Source organism: Halorientalis brevis, assembly GCF_023077655.1.
On the sequence record NZ_JALLGV010000009.1, the window covers coordinates 1 to 19559 of the forward strand.

16 protein-coding genes, 1 tRNA gene and 1 rRNA gene are annotated in these 19559 nt (G+C 59.8%); 10 read left to right on the forward strand and 8 right to left on the reverse strand.

Going from position 1 to position 19559, the window contains the following annotated elements:
* The first annotated feature begins 5 nt into the window (after positions 1–5).
* A 5S ribosomal RNA gene (gene rrf, locus MU553_RS19805) occupies positions 6–127 on the forward strand.
* 125 nt (positions 128–252) lie between these two features.
* A tRNA-Met gene (locus MU553_RS19810) sits at positions 253–327 on the forward strand.
* Between the two features lie 624 nt (positions 328–951).
* On the opposite strand, the gene MU553_RS19815 is transcribed toward MU553_RS19810, so the two are convergent.
* Complete coding sequence (locus MU553_RS19815) at positions 952–2355, reverse strand: permease (protein ID WP_247380942.1); 1404 nt, start codon at positions 2353–2355, stop codon at positions 952–954.
* Between the two features lie 504 nt (positions 2356–2859).
* Here MU553_RS19815 and MU553_RS19820 point away from each other — a divergent pair.
* Entirely contained in the window at positions 2860–3294 is a 435-nt protein-coding gene (locus MU553_RS19820; RefSeq protein WP_247380943.1) for a low molecular weight phosphatase family protein, read from the forward strand.
* 245 nt (positions 3295–3539) lie between these two features.
* On the opposite strand, the gene MU553_RS19825 is transcribed toward MU553_RS19820, so the two are convergent.
* From MU553_RS19825 to MU553_RS19840, 4 genes are all read right to left on the reverse strand, one after another.
* On the reverse strand, positions 3540–3920 hold the full coding sequence (locus tag MU553_RS19825; protein WP_247380946.1) for an ArsR/SmtB family transcription factor: 381 nt from the start codon (positions 3918–3920) through the stop codon (positions 3540–3542).
* A 63-nt stretch (positions 3921–3983) separates the two neighbouring features.
* Positions 3984–4913, reverse strand: a complete 930-nt coding sequence (locus MU553_RS19830) for a permease (RefSeq protein WP_247380948.1) — start codon at positions 4911–4913, stop codon at positions 3984–3986.
* Between the two features lie 7 nt (positions 4914–4920).
* Entirely contained in the window at positions 4921–5163 is a 243-nt protein-coding gene (locus MU553_RS19835) for a thioredoxin family protein (RefSeq protein WP_247380950.1), read from the reverse strand.
* Between the two features lie 768 nt (positions 5164–5931).
* On the reverse strand, positions 5932–6354 hold the full coding sequence (locus tag MU553_RS19840) for a RidA family protein (protein WP_247380952.1): 423 nt from the start codon (positions 6352–6354) through the stop codon (positions 5932–5934).
* A 138-nt stretch (positions 6355–6492) separates the two neighbouring features.
* On the opposite strand from MU553_RS19840, the gene MU553_RS19845 reads away from it, so the two are divergent.
* Genes MU553_RS19845 through MU553_RS19855 form a run of 3 tightly spaced genes read left to right on the forward strand, consistent with a single transcriptional unit; the run spans position 6493 to position 8513 of the window.
* Positions 6493–6891, forward strand: coding sequence for an ArsR/SmtB family transcription factor (locus MU553_RS19845; RefSeq protein WP_247380954.1), 399 nt, complete (start codon positions 6493–6495; stop codon positions 6889–6891).
* Positions 6884–8050: an ACR3 family arsenite efflux transporter gene (arsB, locus tag MU553_RS19850; RefSeq protein ID WP_282594381.1), complete on the forward strand. Its 1167-nt coding sequence runs from the start codon at positions 6884–6886 to the stop codon at positions 8048–8050. The genes MU553_RS19845 and arsB overlap by 8 nt, the downstream gene beginning before the upstream one ends.
* A gap of 10 nt (positions 8051–8060) precedes the next feature.
* Complete coding sequence (locus tag MU553_RS19855; protein ID WP_282594382.1) at positions 8061–8513, forward strand: arsenate reductase/protein-tyrosine-phosphatase family protein; 453 nt, start codon at positions 8061–8063, stop codon at positions 8511–8513.
* A gap of 48 nt (positions 8514–8561) precedes the next feature.
* Here MU553_RS19855 and MU553_RS19860 read toward each other — a convergent pair whose 3' ends face one another.
* Both MU553_RS19860 and MU553_RS19865 read right to left on the reverse strand, forming a co-directional pair.
* Positions 8562–9122, reverse strand: a complete 561-nt coding sequence (locus tag MU553_RS19860) for a DUF2703 domain-containing protein (protein WP_247380959.1) — start codon at positions 9120–9122, stop codon at positions 8562–8564.
* Positions 9123–9267: 145 nt separating this feature from the next.
* Positions 9268–10665: a transposase gene (locus MU553_RS19865; RefSeq protein WP_247380962.1), complete on the reverse strand. Its 1398-nt coding sequence runs from the start codon at positions 10663–10665 to the stop codon at positions 9268–9270.
* 183 nt (positions 10666–10848) lie between these two features.
* On the opposite strand from MU553_RS19865, the gene MU553_RS19870 reads away from it, so the two are divergent.
* On the forward strand, positions 10849–11262 hold the full coding sequence (locus tag MU553_RS19870) for a winged helix-turn-helix transcriptional regulator (protein WP_247380964.1): 414 nt from the start codon (positions 10849–10851) through the stop codon (positions 11260–11262).
* A gap of 189 nt (positions 11263–11451) precedes the next feature.
* Here MU553_RS19870 and MU553_RS19875 read toward each other — a convergent pair whose 3' ends face one another.
* On the reverse strand, positions 11452–14769 hold the full coding sequence (locus MU553_RS19875) for a nitric-oxide reductase large subunit (protein ID WP_247380966.1): 3318 nt from the start codon (positions 14767–14769) through the stop codon (positions 11452–11454).
* A gap of 370 nt (positions 14770–15139) precedes the next feature.
* On the opposite strand from MU553_RS19875, the gene MU553_RS19880 reads away from it, so the two are divergent.
* The 3 genes from MU553_RS19880 (at position 15140) to MU553_RS19890 (ending at position 19527) form a co-directional block, all read left to right on the forward strand.
* Positions 15140–16099 carry a TAXI family TRAP transporter solute-binding subunit gene (locus MU553_RS19880; RefSeq protein ID WP_247380968.1) on the forward strand — a complete coding sequence of 320 codons (960 nt, stop codon included), beginning with the start codon at positions 15140–15142 and terminating at the stop codon, positions 16097–16099.
* Between the two features lie 258 nt (positions 16100–16357).
* Positions 16358–16780, forward strand: coding sequence for a DUF1850 domain-containing protein (locus tag MU553_RS19885; protein WP_247380970.1), 423 nt, complete (start codon positions 16358–16360; stop codon positions 16778–16780).
* Positions 16777–19527 (forward strand): TRAP transporter permease, encoded by a 2751-nt coding sequence (locus MU553_RS19890; RefSeq protein WP_247380972.1) that lies wholly within the window; start codon positions 16777–16779, stop codon positions 19525–19527. Before MU553_RS19885 ends, MU553_RS19890 begins: the two co-directional genes overlap by 4 nt.
* Positions 19528–19559 lie beyond the last annotated feature (32 nt).

The window sequence follows — 19559 nt, forward strand, 5'->3', positions numbered from 1 at the left end:
GGCGTTAAGGCGGCCACAGCGGTGGGGTTCCACCCGTACCCATCCCGAACACGGAAGTTAAGCCCACCTGCGTTTCGGGGCCTACTGGAGTGCGCGAGCCTCTGGGAGACCCGATTCGCCGCCTCCATTCATACCTTCGACCCTCATCCGGCAGCGGCCGGGTGTGGGTCGGTTCATTTCGAACGCACACCAGTAGCGTGTTCGCTGGATCGTTTCCGAATGCTTATACGCTCACCACAGTTCGACAGTAGTAGCGGGATGGGATAGCCAGGAGATTCCGGCGGGCTCATAACCCGCAGACCGGTGGTTCAAATCCACCTCCCGCTATATTCTGTCGCTCACAAATCGTGAGCGACGAAATCGCTGTGTGGAGTTGAAGCAGGGAGTGGAGTATCACGGAACGACCGTGGTTCAAATCCACCGCCCGCTATATTCTGTCGCTCACAAATCGTGAGCGACGAACTTAGCTGCGTGGATTAGAACCTGGGAACGAGGGTGCGAAGCGACCGACGTTCACGTGGTTCAAATCCACCGCCCGCTATTTTTCGGCGAACAACTCGCCAAAGCGTCTCGTCGCTGTGGAAGGCATGAGTCGATAGAGGACTCAGATTTGCTACTAGAGGCCAAACAACGAGAGTACTAGCGAAGAACATACGAACCTTCCACAGTTATCAGCCAGTTGTTTTGAGGCGCGTACGGCGTTGAGGCGGGTAATTTCCTGGAAGGTTCCTGCCAGGTTATCAACGATCCCAGTCCGGCTGTGGTGACCTTTGCGATGACGACTCTCGTGACATTTCCGACACCTCGCTTCGAGGAGTGGTGTCAACAACTCGAAGAAGACCAATTGGCTGATGGAATCCCGTCACTCGCTGCGCTGTGATCACGAGTGTCGCTGCGTGAACCCCTCGTCAGTGAGACAGTGAACGGCGCGCGTTCACCCACGACCGGCCCTCAATGGTGGTCGTGCCCGCCGGCGGGTCCTGTACCCGAACCCTGGGGGTGTTTGTGTGAGAACTCGGCCGGATGCTTCTGGAACGACTCCTTACACCGGTTCGAACAGAAGTAGTACGTCTCATCGTCGTGGGTAAGACTCGGGCCGCTGTCGTCAGTTCGCATCCCACAGACGGGGTCGCGATACTGGCCGGGTGCGCCGAGGCCCCGTCTGTAGACGTACAGGAGGATTCCCGAGAGGGCGAACGCGATCAGGTTGAGGTAGAACGTATAGTTGAACTCGAAATACGTCTGTTCGGTGGCCGTCTGTCCGCCAGCGAGATTGGGGACGATGCCAAGTGCACTGAACAACTCCTCCATCAGAAAGCCGGTGAAAGCCATCGTCACGAAGAAGACGCCGAGGATGTACGCCATCACCGTCCAGCCGTAGTACTTGCGGTAGACGTTCAGCACAGGAACCGTGATGAGATCGGCGTAGACGAACGCGATGACGCCAGCGAAGCTGATGCCACCGCCCCAGAGCGCGACGGCGAACGGGACGTTGCCCATGCTCCCGACGAAGCTCAGCACCGCGATCGCCACGCCCATCACGGCGTTCTCCGCGCTCACGAGCAGACCATCGCCCTGGAGGAAGAGCGCGTTCCACACTCGCTGTGGGACGAACACGATGACGAACCCCGAGATGAGAAAGCCCGCGACGACGTCCTTCCAGATCATCGACCACTCCTTGCGGTACTGGTTGCCGAGTTTGTACCAGCCACCCCACGAGAGCAACTCCTCGCGCCAGCTCCCACTACTGGCGACCTCTTGTTGGTAGGTCTCCATGCAACCCGCCGAACAGAATTTGAGGGTTTCATCGCCGTCGGTCGTGAGCGAATAGTCGTCCGTGCCTTCCATCCCACAGGTCGGGTCTTCGGTAACGCCCTGGTCGTGATCGCGCTCGGCGAGTTCTTCCCGAACCTGCTCGAACAGGTTCTCGGGCAGCGTCAGGTGGACGATGACTGCCATCACCGCAATGAGAATGACGCCACCGAGGAGTTCTGCGACGAGGAACTCCCAGCCGAGTAGAATCAAAATCATCAGCCCGAGTTCGACGATGAGGTTCGTCGAGGCGAACATGAACGCCAGGACGTTCACTACGTGAGCACCCTTCTTGAACAGCCCCTTGCCGATGGCGACGGCGCCGAAACTACAGCCACTACTCGCGGCCCCAAACAGCATCGCCTTGGTGAGGCCACTGAGGTTCTCGCTGCCCAAGACTCGTGCCATGCGCTCTTTCGAGACGTAGACCTGGACCAGACTGGTGATGACCAGTCCCATGATGATCGCCCAGGCCGCCGTCCAGAGGAAGCCAACGCCGATCCGCAAGGACTCGAAGATCCCGTCGACGAGAGTGGCTTGCATATCTAGACACTCGCTGCCGGAGACTTTGCCGGTTGCCGTTAGGAAACCAAAGTGAGCACGCCCCCTCGACACACGATTCGAAGTTTGGATTGTACACTGGTCGCTTAGTCACTCGGTCAGATCGGCAACCCACGGTCGTCCCACTGGGGAGCGGAACGCTGCGGTCGCCAGACAACTACGGACACGAGATTGATGCTGTTCGGTCGTGGCCCCGTGATTACTTTGGAATCCGAGGCACAATCGGGTAAACTATGCCAACGTACTAGTATATGTGAGACTCCGAACACTTCGTAACACGGGCCAACTCTCCCCCAGTCAGCTCAACCCCTTTTCGAAATCGGGCACCGGCACCGCTGGCTACCTCTCGTCGATCAATCTGACGACTAACAGCAGTCGCTCCCTGCGTCGCAGAGAGTCCGTGTTCTGTCCGCCGTATTGAGAAATATTGAGAATCATATAGTTCTCATAGGAGCGATAAAGCCAGCGACGCCGAATGAGACGTCCATGGCAGATGATCCGACGGTGAAATTCGGTTTCGTATGCGTACAGAACGCTGGTCGCAGTCAGATGTCGACGGCGTTTGCCGAACGCGAACGTGAGCGCCGAGAACTCGAAGACAGCGTTGAGATCATCACGGGCGGGACGCACCCGGCCGACAGCGTCCACGAGGAAGTCGTGACGGTGATGAACGAACGCGATATCGACCTTTCGGACCGGACGCCACGGGAAGTCTCGACGGCAGAACTCGAATCGTGTGACGTTGTTGCGACCATGGGCTGTTCGACGCTCGAACTCGACGCAGAAGATATCGACGTCCGGGACTGGGCGCTGGACGATCCTGACGGCCAGGATCTCGACCAGGTCCGCACAATCCGAGACGACATCGAACAGCGTGTCACGGATCTGTTCGACGAGATCGAAAGCGAAGTTGCCCAATAAGTAGACTCTTCGAGCGACAGCGCCGTCGAGACTTCGCTTGCACATTCACGTTCGGCGAAAGGTTCGGCCGTCTGATTGCGACCTGCAGTATGGACACACAGAAAGCCGGTCCGTGTCTCGTTGCCAGGTACCATGGCACACCTAGTTGCGGTTGCGCTAAAATCACTATATATGACAACTACACTTCTCAGGGGGAATCCGTCACTTGTCGTCGCCCCACAGGAGAAGAACGCACCTGGCTGGGATCAGTCAGTGCTCTCGGCGAGGGCCTCGGCGATATCGAGTAACTGGAGTACAGCGGTGTCGCCAATTCTGTAGTACGTCCACTTTCCCTGTCGGCGCGTGTTAACCAGGCCCGCGTCTTTGAGTTCTCGGAGGTGACTGGCGACCGTCGACTGTGGCGCGTCGAGCACGACCTGGAGTTCACATGCACACAACTCACCGTCTCTGAGCGCTTCGAGGATGCGAATTCGGTGTTCGTTTGCCAGTGCTTTGAACACTGGGAGCTGGGCGTTCACCTGTTCGTCGTCCGGCGTGAGCTCGAACAGCGACGTCAACCGGTTGTCCGGGTTTTCGTAGAGCCGATCTAGCGTCTGTCGTGCCGATTCGGGGACTGAGTCAGCCATCCGTTAGTGTGCTCCTTCGACGTCCATGCTTTTGATGCTATCTCTCCAGCACCGCCTGACCGCTTAGATGATGAGATTGAACAGCAGGCCGATTACCAGGATACCGGACGCGACCGTGACTGCGAACGAGACGATGAGTTCCTTCTTCATCACTTTCTTCAGGATCATGAACTGCGGCAGCGAGAGCGCGGCGACTGACATCATGAACGCCAGGCCGGTCCCGATTGGCAATCCTTTGCCGATCAGCGATTCGACGACGGGGATCACGCCGAGGATGTTCGTGTAGATCGGGACGCCGACCGCGACCGCGCCGACGACGCCGAACGGCCCCGAGAGATACGCCGACACGACTTGCTGCGGGACGAAGCCGTGGATAGCTGCGCCAAGTCCGACGCCGACGACGACGTACGGCATGATGTCCGTGATGATGTCTTTCGCCTCGACGTAGGCCTGTCTCGCTCGCTCTTTCCGCGTGGGTTCCTCGATATCGACGTCCGACTCGCCGAAATCGAACTCTTTGATGTACTTGTCGAACCCAGCCTTGTTGAGGACGTACCCACTGGTCATGCCGATCCCGATCCCGCTCACTGCGTAGAGCGCAGTCAACTTCAGTCCAACAACTCCCGGCAACACCACGAGCGCGGCCTCGTTGATCATGGGCGAAACCGCGAGGAACGTCATCGTGATCCCGAACGGGATGCCTGCGCCGACCATCCCGAGGAAGATGGGAATCGTCGAACACGAGCAAAACGGGGAGACGATCCCGAGCAACGCCGCGAGGAAGTACCCCGTGATCGCCCTTTTGCCCGCGAGATAGGCCTTGATCTTCTCCGGGGGGAAGTACGTTCGCAGGTAGCCCACGCCGAAGATCACAGCGACGAGCAACGCCGTGATCTTCAGCGTGTCGTACACCCAGAAATGCACTGCCGCTCTGAGCGAGCCCGTGAGTCCCAGCGCATTGACTACGTACGTCGCGAACTGCTCGAAAACCATCGGTGGCCTACAGCCGCTCCTCGATGTACTCTTTGAGCTCTGCTTCAGGCGGGTTCGAGCCAGCGAACACCATCTCGTCGTCGATCTCGAACCCCGGCGTCGACATGATGCCTTTCTCCGCGATTTTCATCGTGTCGCCTTCTTTCTCCACGTCCGCGTCGAAGCCGTGCTCATCGACGACGTTCTGGGTTTTCTCTTTGAGCTGTGTGCAGTTGCTGCAATTGCCTGGACCGTAGATCGTGATCTTCATAGAGTACCTCCGACGTTCGCAATTGCAGCGGCACGAGTGTGGACGCCGCTCTCCACCGCTGACCGCGTTTCTGTGGACTCTGCTGTGACCATCTCGATCATCGTTTCGACCATACATATCGATGAAAGTCGGTTCGACACAAATACGTTTCGAAGATTCCCGATCTATACATCCGCTCGATCGATGGGCAGAGCTGAAAGAACTGTCGTTACGACAGTACCAGATAGAGATGTTACGCGCCGAGACTGGCGTATTCAGTGCGGTGAGAGTCTATTGTGAGCTCCCGATCCGTCGTCGGACAGTGGCACAATCGGGAATAATTGACGACGAATACACGCCAAACCGAGAACATCCAGGCTCGTTGATATCCGTCTATCTCGATATGGGCGTACTAGGGCGACCACTGGGCGCCAGTTTCGGCCGAGTGGGGTGTGTCGGCAGCGGTCGTTCGACGGAATCACGGTGACCATGCTTTCGCGCTGGCTTACGATACTCGAATACCATGGATTCGCTGCCAAACATGTCGAACCCACGATGTGGCCGTCGAGCACGCACGAACTAATTGAAATAAGGCGAGAGTTCGTCTGATCACTCCAGCAGATGTACGGCCTGAGCGAGTTCGCGGACTGTTCTGGCGGGAGCGGGTGTGCGACCACAGACGAGTCCGCGAACGGTGCTACCGTCCAATAGCTCGGTGCCCACTTCTGATTGTTCGACGAAAGCTAACTCGACAGAAACGGTTGTACTGGTCGGCAGTCGAGGCGTCGCTCACTCGATGGCGGCGACCGCATCGACCTGGACGCTCGCGCCGCCGAGGAGCTCTGAGACGCCGACGACGGCACGCGCCGGGAGCTGTTCGTCGAAGGCCGCCTGATACGCGTCGTTCACCGCCTCGTACTGGTCGAGATCGGTCAGATATACCGTCACTTTGAGCACGTCGTCGAGAGTGCGCCCGTGCTCGCTGAGCGTCGTCCGGAGATTCGAGAGGCAACGCTGCATCTGTTCCGCTGCGGAGGAATCTCCGTCGATGACGCCGTCTGTCGTCGGGAGCTGCCCTTCGACGAATATGAGGTCGGAGCTCCCGGTCTTCTGGCCATAGCCGCCGATATGGGCTGTCCCAGCCCGTTGCTTGCGACTCGGCGCACTTGCGCGAGACTGCATCTGTTCCTGAAATTCAGTTGACTGTTTCATATTTCAATTGAACTCCTGAACATATATAGTAGTAACGTCTATTCTCGATATATGGGTACCAACTCGAATAGTGCTTCTATTCGCCAGGATCGACTATCTATCACAAGTATTAATTGAGCCAGCACTCAACTGGTGTTAATGTCAACAGCGACGCAACGGCTGCAGCGGTACCTCACCGACGAACTCGAGGACTGTCGTCCCGAGGACGTCGAGGACCGCATGGAGGAACTCGATACGCTCGAAGCGGTTCTCTCCGCCGACCGAATCAGCGCTGACCTCGACGTCCTGGCTGCGCTCGCGAACGAAACCCGGTACAAGCTCGTTCGCCTGCTCGTGGCTGCGGACGGGGAACTCTGCGTCTGTGAGCTGAACGCGATGGTCGACGCCAGCGAGAGCGCGATCAGTCACGCCCTCTCGAATCTGACTGACGCTGGATTGGTCACGCGCCGGAAGGACGGCCGCTGGCGGAAGTACCGCGCCTCGAACGTTGCCGTCTCCCTGCTGACCCTCCTGGACGGAGTTGCCACGGATGAGTAGCGCCGACGCACACGAACACGGCCCGGACTGCGGGTGCGAGAGCTGTGGCGACCCGCGGTCGATGGACTTCCTCGACAAGTATCTCACCGTCTGGATCTTCGGGGCGATGGCTGTCGGCGTCGGCCTGGGCTTCGTCGCGCCGTCGGTGACCCAGCCGATTCAGGAGTTCCACCTCGTCGAGATTGGCCTCATCGCCATGATGTATCCGCCGCTGGCGAAGGCGGACTACTCCCAGCTCAGGGCGGTCTTTAGCAACTGGCGCGTCCTTGGCCTCAGCCTGGTGCAGAACTGGCTCATCGGTCCGACGCTGATGTTCGGGCTCGCCGTGATCTTTTTCAGCGGGCTCGTCCCCGGACTCCCGGCGCGACCGGAGTACTTCCTGGGCCTCGTGTTCATCGGCATGGCGCGGTGTATCGCGATGGTGCTCGTCTGGAACGAACTCGCCGAGGGATCGACCGAGTACGTCACCGGCCTGGTCGCGTTCAACAGCCTCTTCCAGATCATCACGTATGGTGTCTACGTCTGGTTCTTCGGCCTGTTCCTCCCGCCATTGCTCGGGATGGAGACGCTCGTGGCTGGGATCGAGACGTTCGACGTGACGCCGATGCAGGTGTTCGAGGCGATCGTGGTCTTCCTCGGCATCCCCTTCGCCGGTGGATTCCTCACTCGCTACATCGGCACGCGCACGAAGGGCGAGGCGTGGTACGATGAGGAATTCGTTCCGAAGATCGATCCGCTGACGCTGATCGCGTTGCTCTTTACGGTCATCGTGATGTTCGCCACGCAGGGCGAGAACATCGTCGCCGCGCCCGGTGACGTGCTCCTGATCGCCGTGCCGCTGACGATCTACTTCGTGGTGATGTTCCTCGTGAGCTTCGGCATGGGCAAAGGAATCGGCGCGGACTACTCGACGACGACGGCCATCGGCTTCACGGCCGCCTCGAACAACTTCGAACTCGCGATTGCCGTCGCCGTCGCTGTGTTCGGCGTCGGCTCCGGCGTCGCTTTCACGACCGTCGTCGGCCCGCTGATCGAGGTGCCGGTGTTGCTCGCGCTGGTCAACGTCGCGCTGTACTTCCAGCGCAGGTTCGACTGGAGCGGTGCCACGACCGGCAGTCTCGACACAGCCACCCCAGATCAAGTCCCCGACGACGACTGACCTCGAGAAGATGACTTCAGCACCCGACTCCGACGACCCGACTCGTGTCGCTTTCGTCTGCGTCCAGAACGCAGGCCGATCACAGATGGCCTCCGCCTTCGGCCAACGGGAAGTGGCCGCGAGAGATCTCGAAGACAACGTCGAGATCCTCACTGGTGGCACCCGACCCGCTGACCACGTCCACGACGAAGTCGTGCAGGCGATGGACGATGTCGGCATCGACATCGCCGATCGAACTCCCCGAGAAATCACCTTCGAGGAGACGCAAGCCAGCGATTACGTCATCACCATGGGCTGTTCGGCCGACGACGTCTGTCCGGCCGGGTGGGCAGGCGAGAATCGAGACTGGAACCTCGACGATCCAGACGGGAAATCACCGGCAGAGGTAGCAGCGATCCGCGACGAGATCGAGCGACGAGTGAGCGATCTGGTCGACGAACTCGACGCAGCAGACGAATCTTGACTTCCTCCCACGACTGAAGGTTGAGAGCGTTCTCCCCGATTTTGCAACTCAGCAGCCACACCCACAGTCCGATTCGTCGTCGTCCGTGCCGGTGAAAAAGCCCTCCACATTGGACGAGAGCTGATAGGCTTGCTTCTCACGCGACCTGTTGAGCTGTCGCTGGTTCGGGGCAACAGCCGATACGAGCGCCTCGACGAGGAGGTCGACGGGGGCTGTCGTGTACTCCTCACCACGGTACCGCCAGAGACGACAGTCGACGTCGCCCTCACACTCACAGATGTCACCACACGATTCACACGTGTTTTCGAGATAGTCTGGCTGGATGTCCTGGCCATCGATGCGGATCGTCGGCGACACGGCGAGTTGCGTCGCTTCGGCGGCCGCCAGCGACGAAACGTGAATATCTCTGACGGTAATGCCGACGTCCAGCGCATCGAGAATCGGCTCTATCCGTTCGAGCGCCGTTTCGAGTGCATCTTCAGTCCCCTGACATCGGTCGCAGGACTCGTTGTCGAGATAGAGGAGATCGACGGTGATCGTCCGCCGCGTGTACTTCTCGGCCGCTGGCTGGACAATCGAGACGCTTTCGCTGTTTGTGGGATCGTTCATTGCATCTCACGATATGGCTCGGCGGCACATATATTGTTCAGTAATCAGACACAAACGAGGTTAGCGTATCGAAACCACCCAGATTGACTTCCTCCCACGACTGAAGATCGTGGGATTCCTCCGTGGGCGACCCGGCCAGTGTGGTCTACCCCGGCTGTGAACTTGCGGGTTTGCCGACGCTGGGTTGGTCAACCGGACTCGACTGTTCCCACGTCGTAGGTGTCCAGTCGTGTCCATTCCACTGCCAGTACGCCCCGGGACCGGGTGCGTCCCTCGGGCGTCCAGCACCGAGGGCGGCGGGCCGAGCCATCGGCCCAACTTCTCGCTGAAGGATGTTCCACGCCCCTGCAACGTCACTGTGTGCGTCCACGTCACAGGTCTGACACCGAAACGAATCACCATCACGCGTGACGGCGTCACTGCCACAGGCGGGACACTCACTGCTTGAATCACGTTCACTGACTTCTGTGACAGTGATACCGACGTCTTCGAACGTGAGTCTGATCCGTTCGACCAGTTGTCGATGTGACCAGAACGCGTGGGTTTTCTCGTTCACGTCTGCTGCCCAGTGCGTTTCCAGCACGTCGGTCAACTCTCCGACGTATACCGTCTCAACGTTGTTTTCGAGCAGCCAGTCGGCAGCGTGTTTCACCGCCGCGTCGCACGCATGGTCGCGTTTCCGACTGCGTTCGTCGTACAGACGCTGAATCTGCTTGCTCGTATACTGGGCGGCTGGGAGCAAAGATTGCAGTGCAGCAATCCTGTTTGTCAGGGTCTGGAACCGATCAAATTCGGGACGGGCGTGATACACGCTGGTGTCGCCCTGCTCGGTGACGAGCGCCAGTGTGTTGTTGGCACCCACGTCGATGGCGGCTGCACGAGTCGTGTTCTCGGGTGTGAGTGTGTGAGTGAATGCATCCAGTCGTTGCTCGTGGACAGTGTCTGGCCGTATGCGAACTGGATGCTGGACACGAAGTGTGTTGGCCGCCTCGTCGTAGATGAGTTCCAATCGGCTATCGTCACCGTCCCACTGTGGGTTGCCACGAACGTCGAGGGTGATGCGTTCGTTGTGGTCGAAGTCGTATCTGTCTTCGAGGACGTCTCCGACACCGAACTCCAGCGTACTCGTGTCTTCGTCCCAGTCGAACGAGTACAAGTCGTTTCTGACGAGGCCGTGCAACTCGTAGCCGTCGTCTCGGGTCCCCCAGTACCCAGGTGGGCTGGGTTTCTCGGTGACGGTCGTATCTGACTCGTCGTGGTATGTGTCGAGGAGTCGGAAGTGGCTCCGCCACGCCTCGCTGTTTTTGCGAGCGACCTGTTGACACGTTGCTTTCCCGAGGAGAGGCGCGTAGTCGTCGTAGAGGTCGGTGTAGTCAGCATCCCACACGTCGCCGTCCTCGCTGAAGTATGCCTGTCTCCGACGGTATGTTATCTGGTTCCAGAGTGGGGCATGGGCGGCCAACCAGTCGAACAGACACTGCTTATACCGGTCAGTCTCCGGCAACGCAGTGTACGTGTTCGTCCGTTGTGGTCGGTCGCTCACAGGGGTGTGCTTTGGCTAGGAGCAGAATAAACATTCGGGTCGCATCCGATCTGTGTCTGGTGGTTTGCTCGTCGGCGTGTCGGTTCATCCCACGACTGAAGATCGTGGGCTTTCTCCTCGAATCTCTGTAAGAAGAGAAAGACCACGAACGTATATCACGCTACAGCGACTGATATTGAGGCAATGGGAGAGACCGAGCAATGGCAGGCAAAATGGCACGGGCTACACGACGTCCTTGGGCCGAAGTGGACCCTGCATATCCTTCGCCTCCTCACTGACGGGTCGTACGGGTTCAACGCCATCCAGAACGAACTCAGTGGCCTGACCGCACCGATGCTTTCACAACGGCTCAAAGAACTCAGGTGTCACGGCCTCGTCGAGCGGACGGTTACAGACACGACGCCCCCCACGACGACGTACTCTCTGACCGAGCAGGGAACTGAAATCGCCACTCGGCTTCGCGAGTTGGAGCCGCTCGTCGAACTCCACGACCGAACGGCTGACGACAGTCAGACCGAGAACTGTTCCGAGACGTCGGCGGAGTGTCGAACTGAAGCACTTCCAGACGGGTGCGTAACCGTTGTCGATCAGTGTTGAGTTACTCAGTTGACCGGACTGCTTTTTCTGACTCTGCAATCACGGACCAACGCTTTCCCAGTCCGCACAGGTTTGCCCCCAAAGTAAATGAGCACTCTGTCCCGGAATTGTCTCTGAGGGTGTTTGCTCCTGGGGAGGAGGGCTTGATGGCTCGGTATTCCTTGGTCAGAAGCACGGCGGCGGGGACTACTATGACCCTCTTGAGCGGTATCCGGTGAAGAAAGCCGAATCTTCAGAGGATTCCCTGTTCAAATACTGACGTGATGAACGGAGGTGTCGAATCGCTCCAGCAGTAAAGGCGAGTGCCCCAAGGATCATTGGCGTGTCGCCGAGCGTTCGCGCCCATAGCAATGTCTGGACGTGGTCCTGTTCATAGAAGTCGAGACTGCGGGCGGCGGCATACCCGTCCCGATAGGCGGTCTGGAGTTGCGCGAATCCGACGGGCAGTAAGGATGCGACGCTCATGATAACTAGCCCAACGTTCGTCAGCCAGAACGTCCCGCGGAACCACGTGGGGTTCCAGGCGGCTTCGGGTGTGACGACGCGGAGGATATAGGTTCCGAGTCCGAGTGCGAGGAGTCCGAATGCACCGAACAGCGACGTATGCGCATGTGCGACGGTCAGGTAGGTCCCGTGTTCGTAATAGTTGATGATCGGCAGGTTGATGAAGAATCCGAGGACCCCACCACCGACGAAGTTCCAGACGCTGCTCCCGAGAATGAACAGGAGCGGCACCGTGTACGGGAACTCCTCGCCCTGGGCAATGAGTGACCGATATTCGCCGAGGCTTCGATAGAGTACGAACACCAGCGGAACGAACTCGAGCGTCGAGAACGTCGTTCCGAGTGGGACCCAGAAGTCGGGCAGGCCGACCCACCAGTAATGGTGGGAGACACCGACGATTCCCGCAGCCATAATCGCGAAGACTTCGAAGAGAATTGCTTTTTCGGCGTCGCTTTTCTCTACGAGATCCATCGAGACCAGCGCCGCGGAAATCACGGCAGTGACGAAAAATTCGAAGACACCTTCGACCCACATGTGGACGACCCACCAGCGCCAGAACTCCGTGACTGCCATGTTCGTCTCGGGCGTGTAAAGCATGCTCGCGGCGAACAACAGTGCGATCGAGCCGCCCGCGTAGGTCATGAAGTGTCCTAAGCCAGTCACCGGTTCGTCCAGTTGACGGACACCGCGAAGCACCAGTCCTGTCCAGCCGGCGAAGCCGCCGAGGAGTCCGACTTTCCAGAGCCGACCGACTTCGAGGTACTCGAGGCCCTCGGAGCCAAGCAACCACCAGAGGTTCCCGTCCTCTGGTGAGCCGAACTCTCCATGCGTGCCGAGCCAGACGCCTGCGAACGCACCGACGGTCGCGAGGACGAGCACGCCGAGCAGTACACCTGCGCCTGTGGCCTGCCAGGGTGGATCGCGATCGCTGAACAGTCCCGGGAGGAAGAGTCCGCCTGCGAGCCACAGCAGTGTGATCCAGAGGATTCCGAGGTTGACGTGCCAGGCACGGCCGATCGAGAACGGAAGCAGCGAGACGATATCGATCCCGAGCGCATCCCCGATGCGATAGAATCCAGTCCGTTCGACGTAGTAGTGGGCTAGCAGCGCCCCGATAAGTGTTTGCGCGACGAATAGCGCCCCGGCGACGGGAACGTACCACGCCGCGGCGTATTGGGTTGGTGTGATCGATACCGCGTCGGGAGCGGGGACGTCGATGAGTTCGGTCGTCGGTTCGACGAACTCGAACGAATGATACGCCCAGACGCCAGCCCCGCCACCAGCAATGAGCAAGACGACGCTGACCGTACTCCAGACGAGGACCTGCCCGGTGGGCCGATTCCCAGTCCCTGGCACGTACGGCCAGTCGTTCGTGTAGGAGTGATCCGAGTTCGGCCGGTTGGTGTGGGCCATCCACGCTGTCCAACACGCGAAGTCGGCGAGGCGCTCAGCGTGATCGACTGAACTAACGAACTCCGACGGAATGCCTCGGTCGGGCGAGCCACCATAGTACCGGTCGACGTACTGCTCTCGAATCCGTCGGTGCGCATAGGCCTCTGCCGCCGAGTACGTGACAACCGCTCCCTCCGGGGCATCCGAATCGAGTTCCCGTTCGACGCGTTCTGCAACGACCGCCTGCTCGTCGTTGTCGAGTACATCGAAGGCGTCTCCCCCTCGTTGACGAGCATAATACTCGCGCATGAAATCGGCTTTCAGCGCTAAGGCATCCGCCGTGAGATCAACGCCGAAGTACGAACCGTTGCCAAGGACCGAGCCCAGATTCATGAGCCCGTTGGCCTGAAACACCTTTTTGCCGAGTTGCACTTGCTCGTCTGTGACGATCGTGTCCCCATCCGGTCCGCGAATTTCGTCAGGAATCGGCGGCGCTCGCTCATGGGATGCCCAGGCACCGAGCCCCATTGCGACGAGGTTAGCGACGAATAGCGCGACGAGCGCGAGTGACCCGCTCGATTTGGACCGGAGTGTTGCGGGATCGATACCAACGTCTCCAGTCTCGAATCCCAGCGTCGAGACCAGCTCCAGGAAGACACGCTCGAGCGCGGCGTTTTCACTTTCCTCACCAGTCAGGTTCGATGCCAAGATCCGGAACGCTTGGCCAGGGGAATGATCATCTGCCCCGATGTCGGTGAGGAGGGTCATTGCCAGGAGTGCTATCGTGGCCGCTGCCCGACTGTGCTTCCCGTCCGTTTGGATTCTATTTGTATTGCCTGTCTGATTGGTTGGTATTTGTGAACGATACTCTGTCTCAGTTGTGGTGACCGACTGTTGACCGACGATCCGTGGTAACTCCCCGGTCAAAATTTGCTCGGCTGCGTGACCGACGAGAGAAGCGTCTTGCTGACAAATATTCGTGAGGACTCGGTCCAGAGACTGATTCGTTTCCACATCCAGTTCCGCACAGAATCTCGAATACGCCTCCGTGAATGCGTGGTCGATCGTGGTCCCCGTATCTGAGTCTGAATCTAAGTCCGATTTCGTCTCTGCAGATAGCTGTCCCGAATCGCCAGTAACGAGGTGTCCGAGCAACTCGCCCGTGTTTAGGTCGGCTTCAGTGGCTAGTTGGTCTCGGATCGCGGTCAGTGTGTCTTCGTCCAGCCGAGTCGTGTCTAAATCGTATCGATGGAGGAATGATTCGAGCGCACGATCGGGTGGAGCGTCGATGACTGCATCTCGTTTGGATTGCTCGCGGAATTGCCCGAGGTCCCGTTCAGAGAGTTGGTCGCGTACGCTGTTGGTGGTTCGCTTGATGAGCCGGTCGTGTACTCCGCCTGCAATCTGATCCTCGATCTGAGTTCGTAGTTCGTCGACGCTCCGATCGATGACACCAGCTACTTGCGCATCAGCGGCGCTCCGAACTTTGCGTGAGAGGTTGCTCACGGATTCCAGGCTAGTCCCGAGACAATTCGTTACGTACTCGGTCGAGCGACGAGTCTTGGTTCCTTTGGAAGTATCGCTAGCTGATAGAACGCTTGTGAGACCCATGATTTGTTACATGCACGTCCAGCAGTGCTAGTAGGCTCGAAGCGGTTGTTAATGGTTCACACTGCATTTGCAAGTAGCGTCCCCGGAATCTCCGCTTTCTGAGGACGACGCCGATCTCAAACAGGTCACAACGAATTCGGATCCCTGTCGAAGGACCTCGGATTGCAGCGATGGCAGGACGCCACTGGTGGTTCTAGCACGAAAACCGCAATACTGCGCTGACTTTCAACTATAGACACATTCTTAATTTTGTTCACATTTGCACATGGAACCTCTTCTATGCCGGACATAATTCCATCCGGGACTCCTGTACCCGTCCATTTCGACCATTTTGAACAATTTTATGTACGTCCCCTATGTTGGGGAACGTATGTCATCCGAACAGACACGACGTCGATTTCTCAAAGCAGCTGGTGTAACGAGTGCTGTCGCCCTTGCGGGCTGTTCCGGTAACGGTGGCGGCGATGACGGTTCAGACAACCGCCTCAGCTGGCACGCTGGCGGAACTGGTGGCACCTACTTCCCGCTTTCCAACGAGTTCAAAACGGTCGTCGAGAACAACACGGACTACAAGCTGAACGTCCAGTCGACGGGCGCGAGCGTCGAGAACGTCGGGAGCCTCGCCAACGACTCGGCCGACTTCGCACTCATCCAGAACGACATCGCCTCCTTCGCCAAGAACGGAACCGGCATCGACGCGTTCAAGGATCAACCGATCGACTCGCTGCAGGGTGTCGCGACGCTGTACCCGGAGACGATCACGCTCGTGACGCTGGCTGAGAACGACATCTCCTCGCTCGCTGATCTCAGCGGCAAGACGGTCGTCACCGGCGACCTCGGCTCCGGGACGCAGGTGAACGCCCTGCAGATCCTCGAATCCGCCGGCATCACCGACTACAACGAGCAGAACGCTGGCTTCTCGCAGGCGTCCGAACAGCTCGCCAACGGCGACATCGACGCCGCCTTCGTCGTCGGTGGCTGGCCGGTCGGTGCGATCGAGGACCTGGCAAACACGCATGACATCGACATCGTCCCGATCGCCGGTGACGCCCGCGAGTCGATCAAATCCGACGCCTCGTGGTTCGCCAACGACACCATCCCGGCAGGGACCTACAGCGGCGTCGACGAGGACGTCGAGACGGTCGCCGTCCAGGCAATGATCGCCACCCACGAGGACGTGTCGGCCGAGACCGTCGAGACGGTCACTGCCGCTATCTTCGACAACCTCGATTCGCTGTCGATCAAAACGGACTTCATCACGGTCGACAGTGCTCAGGACGGGATGTCGATCGAACTCCACGAGGGCGCAGCCTCGTACTTCGACGCCTGAATAGGGCAAACCGCTTGCACTCACACACTGCGGGGGGACTGTGAGTCGTCGACTGTCCGCCGGACCGACGGTCGCTGACTAGCCAACGGTGGAGCCGTCCCGTCCCGCTGGAACCGTTCCGTTTGACTGCTGTACTACGTATCGAACGTGTCCCGAAATCGTATCACTACGCGCCTGCACTCCGCCGCTCCCGTCGCCCGGGTGTCTCTCTACGCCGTGCTGCTGGTAGCACTGGTAGTGGCGTCTGCCGGTGTCGCCATGGCGGTCCCGACCGAGCGGGTTCTCGTCGTCGAGGACAGCGCCACAGGTGAGCACTACATCACCGAACCGGTTTCCGACGGGAGCACTGTTGGGCTCGAATATATGCACAGCGTCGAGAAATCCAGGGTCTACGACGCCTATCGCGTCGAGAATCAAACACTGGTAAATACGCGGATGGAGTTCGAGTCCTACGGCTGGGGGCTCCCCGCACGCGTGGACGTCACCAACGTCAACGGGACGCTCGTCTACGAGCCGGCGGAGCCGATTACCGAACTCCAGACCCTGTCTGTCTCGCCCGGGCGAGTCGCTGGCCACAGCCTCATCGTCGACGGTGAGCGCCACGACCTCGTTACCGCGACGAACGCCAGTGACGTTCGCATTCATATCGAACGACAATCACTGATTGAGAGGATACTATGACGACGACCAATTCCCCGACCGACAGCGCCGACGATGATGGAAGCGAGGAAATCTCCCGCGAAGAGGCCGAAGACCTGATCGACGAGATCGAACGCCGGCGGTCACCACAGGGCATCGCCGCCATCGCCGTCGCAGCGATCGGCATCCTGTTTTCGGTGTTCCAGCTGTTCCTGGCCGCCCGGAGTCTCACCTTTACACTGTGGGTGCCAGTCGTCGAGAACTGGTGGATCTCGGTCAAGCCCTGGGAAATCTCGTTACAGCTGCTCCAGGCGAACGCGATCCACGTCGCGTTCGCGCTCGTGCTCACGTTCCTGTTGTATCCGAGCAGTACAGGCGATGGCATCGTCGCTCGAGCCCTCGGCCGGATTCCGTCGGCGGCAGCCGACCAGCTGGGCCCTCGGAACCCGCTCACACGGCTTATCGATGGCCTTCGGCGCGGGTTCCGGTGGACGTTCGTCGACCCCGACATGGAACGGGTGACGCCGGTCGACCTGCTCAGTATCTTCGGCGCGCTGCTCTCTGCCGTCTACTTCCTGACGGAGTACGCAGAGATTCAGCGGATGCGAGTGTTCGGCATTGCGTCGGGGCGACCAATCACAGAGGTGTACGCGTTCCTCGACCCGGTGCTCGGTGGGCTACCGGTCGTCAGCGACGTCTCCTACGCGATGATACTCGGCGTGATCGGCATTCTGCTGGTGCTCGAAGCCACCCGCCGGACGCTCGGACTGCCGCTCATGTTGATCGTGGCGAGTTTCATCGTCTACGCGCGCTGGGGCTACCTCATCGATGGCGGGACACCGTTCCTCGGTATCCTCGCGATTCCCGAACTGTCGTGGCCAGAAATCATCAAGAACCTCTGGTACAACACCGAAAACGGTGTGTTCGGCATTCCAGTGACGGTCTCGCTGAGTTTCATCTACATCTTCATTCTCTTCGGTGCGTTCCTGGAGATGAGCGGCGCCGGCCAGTGGTTCATCGATCTCGCCTACGCAGCCACCGGGAAGCGCAAAGGCGGTCCCGCGAAGGCGAGCATTCTCGCGAGCGGCTTTATGGGAACGATCTCGGGGTCGTCGATCGCGAACACGGTGACCACCGGCGCGTTCACGATCCCACTGATGAAGCGGTCGGGCTACTCGCCCGAGTTCTCGGGGGCAGTCGAGTCCTCGGCCTCGTCCGGTGGGCAGATCCTGCCGCCGGTGATGGGTGCGGCTGCCTTCCTCATGGTCCAGTACACCGCGACGCCGTTCGCGGACATCATCCTCCTGGCGACGATCCCGGCCATCGTCTTCTTCTTCGGCGTCTGGGTGATGGTCCATCTCAAAGCGGTCCAGGAGGGGATCGGCGGCGTCGAGGACGCCGAGATGGTCTCGATGTGGCCACATCTCAAACGGGGCTGGTTCTACCTCGTTCCGATCGGCCTGCTGTTGTACTACCTCATCATCGAACGGCTCTCGGTGTCGCGGTCGGCGTGGTTCACCATCGTCGCACTCGTGGCACTCATCACACTCGTCTCGGCCTACAGCAAGGAGACGCGCGGGCGACTGGCCGGCGTGCTCGCGGTGATCCTGGGCATCGAGGTCGCGAGCTTCGTCGTGACAGGCGTTTCGGTGCTCGGACTCGTTGGCGGGGCCGGCGGCGCCGGACTCCCCATCGATGACGCGGTGGGTGTCGTCGTCTCCCGGATCGGCTGGTATCTCATGCTCGCCGGGACGGTGACGCTGCTGATTCACCCGAGACACGACGCCTCGCTGCTCGATCTCAACCCGACGATTACGGACACTGCCCGGTCGATCGGGAGCCGAACGGGCCGTGACGTGAACAACCAGCCGTTCCGGCTCGGTGTGTTCGTCGTCAAGTCGCTGGACGAAGGGGCGCGAACGGCGGTTCCGGTGGTCATCGCGGTCGCGGCCGCTGGGATCATCCCCGGCGTCATCAGCGTCTCCGGGCTCGGCCCGAACCTCACCTCGTTACTGCTCGAACTGTCCGGTGGCTCGATCGTCGTGATGCTGCTCGTGACGGCGATCGCCAGCATCATTCTCGGGATGGGAATGCCGACGACGGTCACCTACATCATCCTCATCTCGATGCTGGCCGCGCCGTTGGTGGAGTTCGGCATCCCACTGCTCGCGGCCCACCTGTTCATCCTCTACTTCGGCGTCATCGCCGACATCACGCCGCCAGTGGCGGTCGCGGCCTACGCTGCCAGCGGGGTCGCGAAATCCGACCCCTTCGAGACGGGCGTCTCTGCGTTCTCGCTGTCGCTGAACAAGGCGATCGTCCCCTTCGCGTTCGTCCTCGCGCCGGGCATCGTCCTGGTGCGGAAGAAGGCCAACGCCGCGCAACTGCCGCTCCGTGAGCAGTATCGCGTCATCGGCGTCAGCGATCTCGCCGAGTTGTCCTACTCCGTTCCGGAGATCATCATTCCTGTTATCGGGGTCTTCCTCGGCGTCATCGCACTTGGGGCGACCGTCATCGGGACGCTGTACACCCGCGTCGACTCGGTCGGCCGGACCGGGTTCGCGCTCAGTTCACTGTTGTTGATGGCGCCCCGGCTGCTCTCGGAGACCGTCTTCGGTCTGCTTGGGCTGGTCGGCGTGTCCGTCTCGCCCGACGCGCTCCTGTTGGACCTCAGCCTTCGCGGCGTGGGCTTCCTCATCTTCCTCGGGTTGGCAGTCCGGAACCGCCGGAAGGCAGACCCAGACACGGGCGCGGAGCGGTCCACACCCGTCGCTGCCGACGGCTCATAGGCAGCGCATCGACGCCTGTTTTTGCCGCGGTT

What these genes read in the sequence shown, in the direction of transcription:
- MU553_RS19880 (WP_247380968.1), top strand. Translation starts at nt 15,140, where the DNA reads ATGTCATCCGAACAGACACGACGTCGATTTCTCAAAGCAGCTGGTGTA.
- MU553_RS19830 (WP_247380948.1), bottom strand. Translation starts at nt 4,913, where the DNA reads ATGGTTTTCGAGCAGTTCGCGACGTACGTAGTCAATGCGCTGGGACTC.
- arsB (WP_282594381.1), top strand. Translation starts at nt 6,884, where the DNA reads ATGAGTAGCGCCGACGCACACGAACACGGCCCGGACTGCGGGTGCGAG.
- MU553_RS19820 (WP_247380943.1), top strand. Translation starts at nt 2,860, where the DNA reads ATGGCAGATGATCCGACGGTGAAATTCGGTTTCGTATGCGTACAGAAC.
- MU553_RS19840 (WP_247380952.1), bottom strand. Translation starts at nt 6,354, where the DNA reads ATGAAACAGTCAACTGAATTTCAGGAACAGATGCAGTCTCGCGCAAGT.
- MU553_RS19855 (WP_282594382.1), top strand. Translation starts at nt 8,061, where the DNA reads ATGACTTCAGCACCCGACTCCGACGACCCGACTCGTGTCGCTTTCGTC.
- MU553_RS19885 (WP_247380970.1), top strand. Translation starts at nt 16,358, where the DNA reads ATGGCGGTCCCGACCGAGCGGGTTCTCGTCGTCGAGGACAGCGCCACA.
- MU553_RS19845 (WP_247380954.1), top strand. Translation starts at nt 6,493, where the DNA reads ATGTCAACAGCGACGCAACGGCTGCAGCGGTACCTCACCGACGAACTC.
- MU553_RS19835 (WP_247380950.1), bottom strand. Translation starts at nt 5,163, where the DNA reads ATGAAGATCACGATCTACGGTCCAGGCAATTGCAGCAACTGCACACAG.
- MU553_RS19825 (WP_247380946.1), bottom strand. Translation starts at nt 3,920, where the DNA reads ATGGCTGACTCAGTCCCCGAATCGGCACGACAGACGCTAGATCGGCTC.
- MU553_RS19875 (WP_247380966.1), bottom strand. Translation starts at nt 14,769, where the DNA reads ATGGGTCTCACAAGCGTTCTATCAGCTAGCGATACTTCCAAAGGAACC.
- MU553_RS19815 (WP_247380942.1), bottom strand. Translation starts at nt 2,355, where the DNA reads ATGCAAGCCACTCTCGTCGACGGGATCTTCGAGTCCTTGCGGATCGGC.
- MU553_RS19870 (WP_247380964.1), top strand. Translation starts at nt 10,849, where the DNA reads ATGGGAGAGACCGAGCAATGGCAGGCAAAATGGCACGGGCTACACGAC.
- MU553_RS19860 (WP_247380959.1), bottom strand. Translation starts at nt 9,122, where the DNA reads ATGAACGATCCCACAAACAGCGAAAGCGTCTCGATTGTCCAGCCAGCG.
- MU553_RS19890 (WP_247380972.1), top strand. Translation starts at nt 16,777, where the DNA reads ATGACGACGACCAATTCCCCGACCGACAGCGCCGACGATGATGGAAGC.